Source organism: Nitrospirota bacterium, from assembly GCA_016180645.1.
Lineage (GTDB): Bacteria > JACPQY01 > JACPQY01 > JACPQY01 > JACPQY01 > JACPAV01.
Map to the genome: position 1 here is coordinate 1 of JACPAV010000007.1, position 13,952 is coordinate 13,952.

General features: G+C 58.8%; 13 protein-coding genes. 9 read left to right on the top strand and 4 right to left on the bottom strand.

What is annotated here, in order from left to right; all coding sequences use genetic code 11:
- Positions 1-165: 165 nt before the first annotated feature.
- The 3 genes from HYT87_05720 to HYT87_05730 all read right to left on the bottom strand — a co-directional run bounded on the left by HYT87_05720 (position 166) and on the right by HYT87_05730 (position 1,893).
- Entirely contained in the window at positions 166-816 is a 651-nt protein-coding gene (locus HYT87_05720) for a TetR/AcrR family transcriptional regulator (protein ID MBI2059253.1), read from the bottom strand.
- A gap of 24 nt (positions 817-840) precedes the next feature.
- The gene (locus HYT87_05725; GenBank protein MBI2059254.1) at positions 841-1,149 is read right to left on the bottom strand and encodes a Rieske 2Fe-2S domain-containing protein; all 309 of its coding nucleotides are present in this window, start codon (positions 1,147-1,149) and stop codon (positions 841-843) included.
- 165 nt (positions 1,150-1,314) lie between these two features.
- Positions 1,315-1,893 (bottom strand): peroxiredoxin, encoded by a 579-nt coding sequence (locus tag HYT87_05730; protein ID MBI2059255.1) that lies wholly within the window; start codon positions 1,891-1,893, stop codon positions 1,315-1,317.
- A gap of 195 nt (positions 1,894-2,088) precedes the next feature.
- On the opposite strand from HYT87_05730, the gene HYT87_05735 reads away from it, so the two are divergent.
- From HYT87_05735 to HYT87_05775, 9 genes are all read left to right on the top strand, one after another.
- Positions 2,089-3,636, top strand: coding sequence for a hypothetical protein (locus HYT87_05735; GenBank protein MBI2059256.1), 1,548 nt, complete (start codon positions 2,089-2,091; stop codon positions 3,634-3,636).
- A 225-nt stretch (positions 3,637-3,861) separates the two neighbouring features.
- Positions 3,862-6,759, top strand: a complete 2,898-nt coding sequence (locus HYT87_05740) for a VCBS repeat-containing protein (GenBank protein MBI2059257.1) — start codon at positions 3,862-3,864, stop codon at positions 6,757-6,759.
- 47 nt (positions 6,760-6,806) lie between these two features.
- Entirely contained in the window at positions 6,807-7,595 is a 789-nt protein-coding gene (locus HYT87_05745) for a hypothetical protein (protein MBI2059258.1), read from the top strand.
- Positions 7,596-7,646: 51 nt separating this feature from the next.
- Positions 7,647-8,150, top strand: a complete 504-nt coding sequence (locus tag HYT87_05750) for a hypothetical protein (GenBank protein ID MBI2059259.1) — start codon at positions 7,647-7,649, stop codon at positions 8,148-8,150.
- 65 nt (positions 8,151-8,215) lie between these two features.
- Complete coding sequence (locus tag HYT87_05755) at positions 8,216-8,533, top strand: hypothetical protein (GenBank protein MBI2059260.1); 318 nt, start codon at positions 8,216-8,218, stop codon at positions 8,531-8,533.
- Between the two features lie 396 nt (positions 8,534-8,929).
- Positions 8,930-11,386, top strand: coding sequence for a hypothetical protein (locus HYT87_05760; GenBank protein MBI2059261.1), 2,457 nt, complete (start codon positions 8,930-8,932; stop codon positions 11,384-11,386).
- 76 nt (positions 11,387-11,462) lie between these two features.
- Positions 11,463-11,741: a type IV conjugative transfer system protein TraL gene (gene traL, locus HYT87_05765; protein MBI2059262.1), complete on the top strand. Its 279-nt coding sequence runs from the start codon at positions 11,463-11,465 to the stop codon at positions 11,739-11,741.
- Positions 11,738-12,370 (top strand): hypothetical protein, encoded by a 633-nt coding sequence (locus HYT87_05770; GenBank protein MBI2059263.1) that lies wholly within the window; start codon positions 11,738-11,740, stop codon positions 12,368-12,370. Before traL ends, HYT87_05770 begins: the two co-directional genes overlap by 4 nt.
- Positions 12,371-12,426: 56 nt before the next feature.
- Entirely contained in the window at positions 12,427-12,972 is a 546-nt protein-coding gene (locus HYT87_05775; GenBank protein ID MBI2059264.1) for a hypothetical protein, read from the top strand.
- 95 nt (positions 12,973-13,067) lie between these two features.
- Here HYT87_05775 and HYT87_05780 read toward each other — a convergent pair whose 3' ends face one another.
- Positions 13,068-13,868 carry an alpha/beta fold hydrolase gene (locus HYT87_05780; GenBank protein MBI2059265.1) on the bottom strand — a complete coding sequence of 267 codons (801 nt, stop codon included), beginning with the start codon at positions 13,866-13,868 and terminating at the stop codon, positions 13,068-13,070.
- Between the last annotated feature and the right edge of the window lie 84 nt (positions 13,869-13,952).

The following is a 13,952-nucleotide window of genomic DNA, read 5'->3' on the forward strand; positions in this document are numbered from 1 at the left end:
ACACCTTGCGCCTCTGGTTCCCTCGGGCAATCACGTGATACAGGAGTCCCGGCGCAAGCGGACGGAGTTGGCGAGCCACGGCAGCCACCCTGCATGTTCATCCCCACATTGTCAAGATACAAATGTCTGACCCTATTTCCCATCCCTATTTCCTACCGGCGGGGACTACTTGGTGGAGGTCGAGGGAGAGGGTTTGCTGAGGACGCGGACGAGGACGTCTTTGAAGAAATTCTTCCAAGCTTCCCATGATGCCTCCGCAGGCACCTCCTCAAGCAGGAGCCCAAGCAGCGGCTTGGCGCCGAAGAAAATGACCATGAGACCGAGAGCGGAGGCGATCACTTTCTCCGGATCGGTTTTCTGAAGCATCTCGGCCTTCATCGCGCCGCGGAGGAGCTCGATGGTGCGTCGAACTTGGAAGGTGAAAATCTCCGGATGGCGTCGTTTGATCTCCTCGAAATACTCGCCGCCGTTGGCCGACTCGCGGAGGATGATGCGCATCACCTTTTCGCTCGACTTGTAGAGCTCGAAATTCCGATCGAAAATTTCGAGGGCGAGCGTCATCGGTTCGGTGATATTTGAAAGGGCCTTTTCCGTTTCGGAGGCAATCCGCAGGATGAGTGACTCCAGCACGGCGATGTAGAGTCCTTCCTTGCTGCCGAAATGATAATAGATCATCGCCTTGTTCACGTCGGCGTTCCTGGCGATGACGTCGATTCGAGAACCTTCGAGACCGACTTCCGAGAACACATCGGCCGCCGCGCTGAGAATGCGTTCCCGCGTGCCGACCGGCTCGGCGGGGTGTGGGGCGGGGGAGATCGTCACGCGGAGGAAAAAGCGAGATCAAATCTCGATGAGAACGGCATCCCCTTCCTGCTTCACGGGGTACATTTTCGCCTCGATTATCTCGTTCATCGTGCACTTCCCGGCATCGGCCAGATCGAACTCCCATCCATGCCAGGGACAGGTGACGACCGAGCCCTGGATTTCGCCCTCACCGAGGGGACCGCCCTTGTGCGGGCAGATGTTCCGAAGGGCGTAGATGCACGCCCCCACTTTGTAGAGGGCCACTTCGGTGCCGTTCACGCTGACCAGCTTTCCCTGGTTTTCTTGGATCTCAGCCAGAATTGCCACTTTGACGAAATCTGCCATGTTGCACCTCCCAGATTCCGAGTACATCCTACAGATTGCGTAGGGGAGGGTCTTTAGACCCTCCGCGCAAGAGGGAGCATCTGAAGATGCTCCCCTACTCGAACACAGTCGAAAATCGGCGGGGACGGGCGTCCGCCTGTCCCCCCAACTTCTGACTATCTCGACTTACGCCTGCTTCTCGAAAAATTCCATCGGCTTTTTCGTGTCGATCGCCTTCGCGCCCTTGTGCCAATTGGCCGGGCAGACCTCGCCGTGCTCCTTGTTGTATTGGAGAGCATCCAGCACGCGCAGAACCTCGGAGGGGTTCCGCCCGATGGCCAACTGCTGGACCACCTGGTACTGGAGCACGCCGTCCGGATCGATGAGGAAGAGGCCTCGGAAAGCCGCCCCCAGATCTTCCTTCAGGACGCCGAAGGCCCGGCTCACCTCTTTGGTGAAATCGGCGAGGATCGGGATCTCCACGCCTTTGATGCCGCCCTTTTTCGTGTCCACTTCCATCCAAGCCTTGTGGCTGAACTTGCTGTCTGTGGAGCAGGCCACGACTTCACAATTCCGCTTCTTGAACTCCGCGCTCTCGCCCGAGAACGCCAATAGTTCCGTAGGTCACACGAAGGTGAAATCGAGCGGATAGAACCAAAGGCAAAGCCACTTGCCCTTGAAATCGCTCGATGAATAGCTCTTGAACTCGCCCTTCACGACTCCATCGAGCTTGAAGTCCGGGGCTTTCTGTCCCACTTGAATCATGAACGTAACCTCCTTAACGATGGACCAACGCGTATTTTTTCAGGATGCTTGATCCCTGCCAACCAATTACCAGAGGGTGCCCCGCAGGTCAAGCTTGTGGACCCCGGCCGGAACAGTTCGGATCGGTTCGCTCAGCTCGGGGCCCTCGATCCCGACGTTGATTTCCCCAGGCACTTGGATGAAAGTGGGATCGGTGTGAGAGCTTATCGTCTGAAACGGCTCATGTTCGTGGCTCTTTTCCTTTCGCTCACTGCGGTGGGTCTCGTCTGCACCAAAGAGGAGTCTCCCAAGATCGTGACGGTATTCGGTGAGGGAGACTACTCGACCGGTAAGAAATCGGCCTCGGCCTTTGAGGATTTCATTCGATCTTTCGTGGCGGCTTTGTCGTCGGTCTGTGGCGGACCGGATTCGGTGGGCCTGTGTCTGCTGGCCGAGTTCTGCGAGACGGTGAATCGTGTGCCTCTCGACCATTTGATCACGGGTCCGGAAATCCAGTCGATTTCCGGGTCGATCCGGATCGGGCGGTCGGCCTTCCATGAGGCGAACGCGAAGCGATACGCGGATGCCTTTGACAACCTCCAAATGGCGCTGTCCTCCGGCCATGTCGAGGCGTTGGCCGATTCGACGTGGAACGATGTTTTCGCGCTTCCCCTCCTGACCGGGGTCCAGAAAGACGGCGATCCATGTTTCTCTGTCGATGAGTGCGAGCGGGGTCTGGTCTGCAATCTGGTCGGCTGTCCCGGCCGATGTCAGCGGCTACCCGGCGCCGGGGAACCCTGTCTGCCTGAATTTCTTGCCGAGGAGCAAGAGTCGATCCTTTCCTTTGCAAGCTCCGGAACCGTCGAAGTGGAGCAGTGCGATGCATCGTCCACATGCGATGAAAAGACGAGCACCTGCGTGGCGCGCAGGGTTCAAGGAGATCCATGCCTCGATTCGGGCGGGTGCGTGAAGTCACTCTACTGCCGTTCGGGCCGATGCGTTTCGTTCAAGGAAGCCGGCGGGTCCTGTGTGAATCGGGTGGATCGTTGCGCCCTGGGATTGACGTGTCGAGAAGGGGCCTGCAAGCCGCCGGCGAAAGAGGGCGAGCCGTGTTCCGGGAGTCCTTCCGCGTGCACGGCGGGTCTCATCTGTCGTGCCGGCGGTTGCCGCTTGCCGGGGGTTGAGGGCGAGCCGTGCGCCCGTCTCAACGAAGATCTCGATTTTGCCCAATGCCAAACTGGGCTGACCTGTTCTGCGGAAGGAAAGTGTTCCGCAAAACTTGGCGCCGGAACGGAATGCAACCGGATCGATGTGTGCAAGGGATATTGCGACGGTCTGTTCGCCTCCGGCAAAGGGACCTGCCGCGATGCCTTTCCTTCCGCGGGGGAAGCCTGCGGCGCCGAGGGCGAGTGCGAGTTTTGTGCCCAGTGCGATGGAAAAACGAAGATCTGCTTGGCCGTGGGGATCGGCGCCGCGTGCATGAAGGATTCCGACTGCGCCGGGGATGAACTCGCCTGCGATGCGGCGTCCTCCCGATGCGCGATCAAGCCGGTGCTCGGCGAGGCCTGTGATCCAAACGTGGGATGCTCATCCGACTTCTACTGCGGGCCGGACGGGGCCTGTCGGGCGGGAGACCGGTTCCGGTACGAATCCTGTGCCTATGATAGCCAGTGTGTGAGCGACCATTGCGAAGGGAGATCGTGCGCGGGGGGGGCGTGCCGTCCCCCGGAAATCCCGGCGGCCGCGAAGATCCCCGCCCGATAGATCCGTTGCTTGACAGCGATGAGGTCTCTTTTATAAGATAGCCGAACCAAGACGGGCAAAGCGAGGGCCGCGTCGGGGCCAAGGGGGCGACCGGGCGGAAACAAGGGGAGACGGAAAGGAAATGCGGGATCGGGAGCCTGCCCAATGCATCTCATGTGGGGAAACCACCGAACATTCATCCTTGCCCTATTTCTTGCCGCGTGTGAGTCGCGGGAGGAGGCCGGCTTGGGGGTCAAGATTTCGGGTCCCTCGCAGGCGCGCAATGGAGATCGAGTGACATTGCGGACGGAGGTGGGCCTCTCCGGAGTCGATGTCGCCGCGGATTTTTCTTCTCTCGACACCAAGTTTGATGCCTCCAACGTCTCGACCCAGGATGTGGGGAACGGGATCTACGAGATCGGCTATGTTATTTCGACGTCCAACGCCCGTCCCGACGGCACCTACCTGATTTCCATCGGGTTGAAGATCGGGGGGGGGGATGGAATCGTAGTTCGCGGGACTCACGCCATCGCCTTGTCCAATGCCATTCCCCGCGCCGGAACCGTTCAGGCCGATGCGCGGTCCGCACGCATCGCGGCTTTTGCCTCGAAGGATACTGTTTTCGGTTTCGAGGTGGACGTGACCACCGCGCTGCTCTTCGGGGGAATGGACATCGTGGCCCCGAAGGCCGATCCGACCTCGATGGCCGCCATTTCCAATGCCTACTTGTATCAAGATGCGGACCTGGACGGAAAGGTGAGCGCGGCCGACAAGCTCCTGGCGCAAGCGAGCCCCCGAACTTCGGGTGCCGAGGACTTTGTCGTTGAACTTCGCGCCGATCCCAAGCTTTCTCTTACCACGGGACGATCGGCATTCGTGGTCGCGGTCGATGCCGCATGCTCATCCACCGCTCTTTTGGGAAAGACCCTCAAACTTACGGTACCCAAGGATCGCCTCTACCTCACGGGTCCCAACAATGAGGCGGCCGACATTGGCGGCGTTTTGCCGATCGAAGTGGACGTCACCGGCTCATCGCCCTTCGAAAAACTCTGGTCCACGACGCTCGGCATCCTTCCGGCGACGATCGACTTTGGCGCGAGCACCGACATCAACGGCGATTCCACCCAGGAGTTGATGCTGCTGTCCGCAAAATCCCGCTATCTATGGATTCTTCGCAGTCCGTCCTTGACGTCCTTCGAAAGCGTTGAACGCTACGATCTGGGAGTGACCGGGCTGGTAGATGTATCGTTTGTGGATATCGACCAGGATGAGATCCTGGACGTGGCGGCGAGTTCGAACGTGACCCGGGGCCTCACGATTCTCCTCTCGAAGGAAAACTTCAAGCCGCGTTCCTTCAACCTGCGGCCGAAGAACACGGCTCTCCTGATCGCCAAAGGGTTCACGGACGCGAACGGTGATGGCGTATGGGATGCCGTGACGCTCGATCAAAAGCGCTCGACGCTCGTCATCGCCACCGGCAAGTTCGATTCTACGACCGGCTTCTCCCTATCCCCGCTCGCCGAAACGGCGACAGGCCTGACCGGAGTCACGGCGTTCGGTTCGGCGGACGTGACAGGCGACGGCGCCTCCGACGTCGTCCTCGCGACGACGGGGCTTCTGGAAGGGGCCCTCCATATCTACACGGCCCCCAAGAAGGACGGGCAGTACGAGCTTCTGAACAAGATCGGCGGCCTTCCCCGGATCGATCTCCTACGTTTAGCGGACCTCCAGGGGGACGGATTTGTGGAGGCCGTGGTGGTGAATCGCCAGGGCGCGCTCCGGATCGTGGAGATCACCCCCGAGGGACTCTCGAACACGGTCCTCTCCCGAAACGACCTCGTCGATCCCACGCGGTTGGAACTCGTCCAGCTCGATCAGGAGATCATGGACCTCGTCACCCTGGAGAAATCCGGCAGTCTTGTGCGCACGATGTTCTTGAACGCTTCCGGCAGGGTGGCGAAGGAGACGTCGGTCGACCTGTCGAGTGCATCGAGTGCGCAGATTTCATCCGCCGGGGGATTCATGTTCGCGGACTTGGATGGGAACCAGGCGCCCGATCTGGTGCTGAGTGAATCGAACCGCCTGTCGGTCTTCAAAGGCATCGGAACGGCGTGGTCTTTCCGGTTCAGGACATCCGCGGATCCCTCGCCCTCGGGCGTGGGACTCCTCTCCACCGCGGGAAAAGTGGAAAGGGTTGTGGTTCCAGACAAGACGAACAGCAAAGTTTACGTGTACGAAGTCGGAAGCTCCGGAGGCTTGGGAGCCATTCTCAAGACGCTGGACACGGCGGCAGGCGGGCTGAGTCTGAAGACGGGCGTTTTTGCGGGTGGAGTTTCGGAAGACCTCGCTTTGCTTCAGTCGGGTGGATCCATTGCCATTTTGAAAGGAGCTGATTTTTCGACGTCCGGAACGCTGACTGCCGGTTCCTCCTCAAAAGGATTGCGACTCGGCGACGTGAACAAAGACGGCCGCATGGATCTGATTTCGGCGGATCCAGATGGGTCGTCGGCTTCCTATTTTATCAGCGGCGGAGCGGGAAGTTTCGCTAAGTTCACGGTCAGTCTCCTCTCGGGACCTGAGGACGTGCTGATGAGCGTGGACATCGATGGAAACGGGATGTTGGACCTTGTGAGCGCCCATCCGACGGCGCGGTTGATTGGATTTGTGACGGGGGACCCGTCAACCGGCAGCTATGGGGCGCCTCGCTCGATTCCGGTGAAGGGAGTGCCGGTCCGGCTGGGCGCCGGGGACGTGGACGGCGATGGGAAAACGGACGTGATCGTCGGCCGGAAGGACGGCGTTTTGGACGTCTATTCTGTCGGGGGAGCCGAAGGGCTTTCCCTGGCGCGTTCGATCGATCTTGGCGGAGAGGCGACCCAACTCTACGTGGACGATTTCGATTTGGACGGGCGGGCGGACATCCTCGCGCTGCTCCAGGCGGGGTCCCGTGAGCCGCTGTCCTCGATCCTGCTCCTGAAGAGCCGTGGAGCGGGGGAGTTTTGCGCGCCCGCGGTTTTTCCAGCCCCTTCGGATCCGAGTGACTTCGCGCTGGGCGACTTGGACTTGGACGGAGCGACGGACCTCGTCATTCTCGGGAATGCGGACAAAGACGTGGAAGGCTACCGGAATACCTTCCTGGACTAGGCGGAGATGGTGCGTGAGGGCTTGATAATGGATATTACGACTGAGACATGAAACTTGAAGGGCTTTTGATCTTCTCTTCCCTCCTACTTGCGCTTTGCGCCTTGCGTCCTGCGTCCGGCCACGCGTTCACGCCGTTCAGCCCGTCCAATCTGCTGAGGGACGGTGAGGGACTGGTCGGCCTCGATGGAGGACTGGTCAACGAAACGCTCAACGTGACGGGAAGTTTCGGCACGGGGGCGGCCAGGACCCGTTACGAACTCAGGGGCGTGGCGTTGGGTGGCGTGGGGGGTTACGGTTTTACGGACCGGATGGACGGATACCTCCGGTTCGGAGCGATGGTGTCGCCTTCATGGGGCGACAAGGAAAAATCGAACGCTCTCGTGGGCGGGGTCGGATGCCGGTACATGATCGCCGGGAGCCGGGCGGCGGAACTCGGCCTGTTCGGGGATGTGGAGTTCATCTCGGCTGCTGAAAACGACACGAACCTGACGATCGGAAACGTGAACGCGCCGGGCCGTGTGGAGCTGAGGAATCTCATCAACGTGACTCTCGGGATCGGCCCTCAGTGGTGGTGGAGGGTCGGGGCGCAGAAGTACATCATGCCCTCCCTCTACGCCTTCTTCAGTCCCCGATTCGTCGGGAGCGGCCTCTATCGTCAGGCCGGGGCGTCCGCGGACACGCCGGCGAAAGAGCTGGACGACATCGAGGCGAGCGCCAAACAACTGGCGGGCTTCGGCGGCTCGGTCGGTTTGGATCTCCGAACGGTGATCTTTCGATCGAACGTCCGCTGGCTCGGCGCGCTCGGCGGCGCCCTCAGCGTGGAAGTGCCGTTCTGAAATCGTGAAGAGTGATGGGTGAACAGTGAAGTGAAGGAAGAAGGAGGAACAATGAACAGGAAAGAAATCGTTGATCGGTCGATCGCCGGGGCTTGCCGCGCCGCGCACGCGGCCGGACTACTCGTTGCTTTTCTCATCACCCTTCACTCATCACTCGTCACGCGCCTCGCCTTCGCGGGCGAGGCGGCGGCGGGCCGCAAAGCCCCCCAGATGGAGCTGAAATGCGACCAAGTGGGAGAGACCTTGCGATGTGAATCGGAAGGAATGAAATTCGAAATGGTGCCGCCCCGGGATGCCGATCTCCCCAAAGCTTCCGGCCGCGACTTGAAAGAGGCCTACGTGAAAGGATACAAGCGCGGCCTGCAAGAAGCGGCCACACTCCGCGAAGAACTGACCCAGGCGGAGCACTACGTTTGGAAACGACCGATCGTCCAAAAAGTGTGGATGCCCCCGATGATCGTGTCCGGCGTCTTCCTGCCGGGGCACCACGAATTCGTCCTGCTCAAACCTGGCGAATGGAACCTGGCTCAAGACACAGCGAAGGAGGAAAAATGATCAAGAAATTTACAGCGCTTAGCTTTTGGCAATCAGGCGCAAGGGTTTACCATCAAGCGCCTGACGTGTGGCCCGCAGCCTTCAGCCTGTTGCTGGCCGCATCCGGCCTTCTGCTCGCATGCGCCGCCTGGGCGGCGGGGCCAGAAGACGCCGGCTTGGCCGCGACCCAGCAGGTGACCGGTGTCGCCTGCGGAGTCATCGGCCTTGTACAGGGCGTCGTCGGTAAGATGCTTGCATTCATTTTCCTGGCAGCAGGAGCGGTTGCGGCTTTCGCGGGCAAGTGGGCCTACGTGGCGGGCGGAATCGGCGGCGGACTTCTCTTGATCGTTGGGCCAAAGATCCTCGCGACCGCCTTTGAGACTGCCCAAAACTGCCCCCCCTGACACGAGGTGGGGGGCAGTCCTCGTGGCCCGTTGAACCACCCGCGAACTATGAAAATGCTGCGCAAATTATCCAGCGATTGAAGCATGAGCAAGCATTCTCGAAGCAGCATGAATGGACTTGGGTCCTCCCAGCACTCTGGGTTCCTAGAGCGAAGCGTCAGGCCATACCTTGCTCTGTCCGTATTGGTATTGGCGTGCGACAGCAAAGAAACACCTACAAGTGCTGAATCACTCGCGCTGGAGCCTACTGAAGTTGCCCCCGACCAGTCCACCGTCCAAACAGGTAAGGAGACAATTGCTGAAGTAACGTTGACCGATTTCCCACAAGACCCGAGTGCTGACACTTCAGCCTCTTTCGCGTTCCAAAGTTCAGGTGGCGGAAAGTTCGAGTGCCGGTTGGACGGTGCGCAGTGGGAACCGTGCGCTTCTCCAAACAAATACGAAGAACTGGCAGAGGGGGAACACGTGTTCGAGGTAAGGGCGGCGTCAAGCGATGGAGTGACTGGTTCATCACCGGCCAAGTACGTGTGGCTGGTCGATTCTGCTTTGCCTCGGGTATTGGTCGAAACCAAACCCAACAAGATTTCTGACGCCAATTCCGCCTCATTTGTCTTTTCCTGCACCAAGGCAGAGTGTTCGTTCAAATGCTCTATTGACGGGGGTGAATTGCTGCCTTGCGCATCCCCTTGGAACGTTGCAGAGCTTTCCGAAGGTAAGCATCAGGCAACAATCGAAGTTTACGTCCAGGAAGGGCAGAGGAAAGGTGAATCTTTTTCCTACGAATGGCTCGTCGATCTGTCCGCTCCCAATTTCTTGACATTCAGCGTTGTGAGCGAAGGAGAAAGCGGCTACGGCGCTTCTCCCACACGTGGTGAGTTTGCCTCAATAGCCGTGGGATCGGACGGCGTTGCTCATCTGGCCTACTACGACTCCGATGCAGATGATCTGAGATACGCTACGAACCCTGGAGGAGTATGGAGAACTGAAATTCTCTCCGCCAAAGGTAATGTGGGCACGGCAACTTCGCTGGTCCTTGATGCCGACTCCAAAGTCCATATCTTCTTCCGAGATGAGACCAATAAGGACCTGAAGCACATTTCGAACAAGGCGGGCGCTTGGGCCGAGGAGGTGATTGACGCTATGGATGACACCGGCTATTGCCCATCTGCCAGGCTTGCCCCGGATGGGAAACCGGCCGTGGCTTTTGTGAGGCATGTTACTTCCGAGTATGAGCCTTCCTACCAGTTGAGATTCGCCAGCGGCGTTTTGGGGCCGTGGGTTTCCGAGTTGGTGGATATGACCTCCGGTGGGCTGCTGTGCGGGGCCAGCTTGGCTTTCGATACCGGGGGTCTTCCTCATGTCGTCTACGGTGGCGGTGTATCCTTTCAGTTGAAGCACGCGATGAAAAGCCTGGGCAATTGGGCGGCTACTCCCATTCCGAACTCACTGGGGGCCAGTGGAAATGCATCTGCGGCGTTCGACAAACAGGGGAACCTTCACGTGTCCCACTACGGTGCTGGAGTCTCCTACTCGATCCGGAGCGCCTTCGACGGCTCCTGGACCACCGGCCAAGTTATAGGTGGCTATTGGGGCCGGGACGGAAGCGGATTGGCTACCGCGCCCGACGGTTCGGTAGACATGGCCTACTCTGGGAATCTTCAAGAGTTCAAGGTCTACTATCGAACGAACGCGAGCGGTGCATGGCTGACCGATACGCTCGATGACAAGGATGGTGGAAGACTTTCATTGGCGGTTGACAAGAATGTGAAGGCCCACATAGCCTACTATCGGCAGAAGCAGCACCATCTGGCATACGTAACGAACCTCACGGGTCCTTGGCTCACAACGGTTGTGGACGGGGCCGGCATGGTGGGGGAGTTCGTGCGGGTAGCCCGGGACAAGGATGGGTACCTGCATTTCATTTACTACGGTCGCAGCGCAGGGCAAATCAGAGATATTTACTCTTCGGGCAGCCAAACTTACTTGTTTTGGCCCGCAGGCTCGAACGGGGTGGTGGATGTCGTTGGCTCCACGGGCGAAGGACTGTCCGTGGTAGGTGAAAAGACCGGCGTTCTCCATGCTGCCTACTTCGACTCGAAGTCCGGAGATCTCAGGTATGCGAGCAACGCCTCCGGGAAGTGGCAGCCGGTGACGGTAGACTCCGATGGCGACGTGGGTAGGAACCCCGCACTGGATGTGGAAGTGGATGGTTCCGTTTTCATCAGCTACTACGATGCCTCGAAGGGCGACCTCAAGATTGCGGAACGCCAGACAGGCTCTGAGGCGTGGAGTGTAGGCGTAATCGACGCAGACGGGGACGTTGGAAAGTACAGCTCCCTTCGAGTCGGCCAGGATGGGCGGGTTCACATTGCATATTATGATTCCTCAAAGAAGAGGCTTCGGTACGCCGTTCGAGAAAACGGCTCTTGGACTACCAGCGCGTTCGAATCCGAGGCGGGTTCGGACATTGGTATGTGGCCGTCTCTAGACTTGGGACCTGACGGCGTTGTTCATATTACGTATTGCAACGCGACAAAGAAGGACATGCTGTATGCGTATGGCCCAGGCAAAGACTGGAAAATAGAGAGCGTGGATTTTGCCGGTGATGTGGGTTCCCACGGTTTCATGCGCACGGATAACCTTGGGTTTGTTCATGTCACCTACCGCGACGAAACAAATGGGGCGCTGAAGTACGCAACGAATCGTCGGGGGAAATGGGAAATCGTTCAAGTACAATCCAAGGAAAATGCCGGGCTTCAAAGCTCCTTCGTAATCGGTGACGACGGTGTTCTCGACGCTGCATACTACGCGGCTAGTACATCTGCCGTTGTACATACGAGAATCCAGCCATGAGCCGGCCCCCTGAAAACTCCCAATTTGCATCCTACTCTTTGCGCCTCACGCCACACTCCTCACCTCTCACGATTCCATGGCCCTGAAAGTCCATCCCAATATCGACAAACCCATCACGGTGCTGGGTTTGGAGCCTGAAGAATGGGCGGTGCTGCCCGCCACCATGGGGCTGGTGAACCTGCTGACCGGGTCCGCCGTGCTGGCCATCGTCTTGAGCCTGGCCTCGGTGGTGGCCATCAAGAGAATCAAAAAGGGAAAACCGCCCGGCTACCTGGTCCACTTTCTTTATCGCCTCGGCCTGCCGGTGAAGGGTTGGCCCCGCGCCCGGCGCGGTGATTGGAGATACAACTCATGACGCAACCGCGGTTGCCGAAGTTTTGGGAGGTGTGGGGGGAGGCGGAGGCGAGATACAACGTGGTGCGGCTGTATGCGGCGTCCGTCACCGTGCTGGCCGCCTTGCTGGTGGGGGTCGTCGCCTACATGGCGGGGAAGCCGACGCCCGTTCTGATCGTACCGGGTGCGGAAGAGGCGTCCATTCTCAAACCGGGCCGGATGACGGAGACCTACGTCGAGGATACGGCCAAGTCGTTTGTTCTTTCGTTCGCGAATTGGAACTACTCCACGGTGGACCAGTCCTTCCAGTCGGTCCGGGCAATGATGGATCGCGCGATTTTGGCTGAGTTCGATCTCCGCGCCGCGGATCGCATCGAGGAGATCCGCCGGAACCAGATCTCCGAGTCGTTCCACCCGTCGGCTGTCAAGCTCTCCTCCCAAGAAGGAGATCGCTATGTTGTACATCTTGAGGGCATCAAGGAAACCTACGTGGGGACGAAGCCGGTTTGGTCGGGCGGGTACTACTACGACCTGGTGATGAAGAAGAAGGCGCCCACTCTATCCGATCCGCGTGCCCTCGCCGTGGTGAAGTTGAGCCAGGGGGAAATGAAGCCGATGGCTCAGGCGGGAACCGGGTCTTCCACTCCGTAAGGTCATTGCCCCGAAGGATATTGCAGCAGCTGCGGGGCTGAGATACAGTCCGGGACATGCTGAAGACCACGGTCCTCGTCGTGGGGAGCTTCTCCGTTCAGTTCTTGGTTCATCTCCTCGTCTTTCATTTCCGAACGATTCGGAACCGGTTCAAGACCATTTTGGGCATCGCGTGGGGGGGCTTGGCCCTTTATGGCATCCTGTATTTCACGACGCCCAACGAGGGACTCTGGTTTGTAGCGGAGGCGACCGCCGCGCCCGTGTCGAATCCATGGATCCTGGCCGGTCACTTTCTGCTGGGGGTGCTCCTCTACGCCTTCTTCTTCATGGGCTATCTCGAATTCTATTTCACGGCGGACCGGTCCATCAGTTTCCGGATCATGATGATGGCGGAAGATGCTCCGGGGAAAACGATTCGATACGAAGAGCTGGTGAAGACTATAGATCCGAATTCAATCATAGACTGGCGTTTGGACGATCTGGTGTATGGCGGGTATCTCACGCGGCAGGATAAGAGTTATTCGATCACGCGCAAAGGGTATGTTACGCAGAAGTTCTATCGGTTTGCGGTGAAGTTCCTGAATCTGGGTGGGTATCACTAGATCAAGTTTGTAGGGGAGCATCTTCAGATGCTCCCGGTTTGGGAGGGTCTAAAGACCCTCCCCTACGAGGGAGCTCTCTACCTATGCAGGTCGGGTCACTCCGGAGTAGGCTCCAGAAGGGAGCGGCGGATTTCTTCGAAGACTTCCGACGCGTAAAGCAGGCCGAGGTGGCCGAGGTTCTTGAGCTCTACGTTTCGTCCAAGTCCGGGGAGCCGGGCGTTGCGGGGTGGATGGATCGCCCAATCATGGATGGAATAGATCGAAACCATCCGCGTGCCGTTGGTGGATTCCTTGTTGAGGTCTTCCAGAAGAGGATTTCCCGGTGTGAGTTCCTTGGGAATCTGGCCCACGCCGAATGTCGATATTTTCGTGCCTTGATTGGGCGAACCGAGCGTGACGAGTGCATGCACGTGTTTCTTGCCGCCCAGTTTCGTAACGTAGTAGCGCGACACGATCCCCCCCAGGCTGTGCCCGATGAGATCGAAGCTGGTGGTTCGGGTTCGGCGCATCACCTTCTCCGCAAAGTGCTTGAGGCGGACGGCCCGCCCGTGAACCCCGCCAAACACGGGAAGCAGATTGAGAGTGAAGATGTTCTTCCAGCCGGAAGCCCGGAGCCGTCCAATCAACGGATAGAAGGCTGATCGGTTGTGGCCGAAACCGTGAACGAGAATTACGGGACGACGAACCGCCGCATCTGCCGAGACGTTCTTTCGTCCATACACCCAACCGAAGGGATACAGCCACAGGAATGAGCCGAGCATCAGCGCCTCTTTGAAATTGGTCCAGACGAACTCCCGGGCCTTCTCGGGCCTTCCCGACGCCACGTAGTCAAGGAGATTCACGAGATCCTTTTGTACGCGCGTCTTGACCTCGTCGATTCCGTCTTCGATACCCATTTTGGACTCTACTATTCTATAACTTATGACGCAGTGCGTCTAGCACCGAGACTACTACCTGTAGGCTTCCGCCTTGGAAGAGTC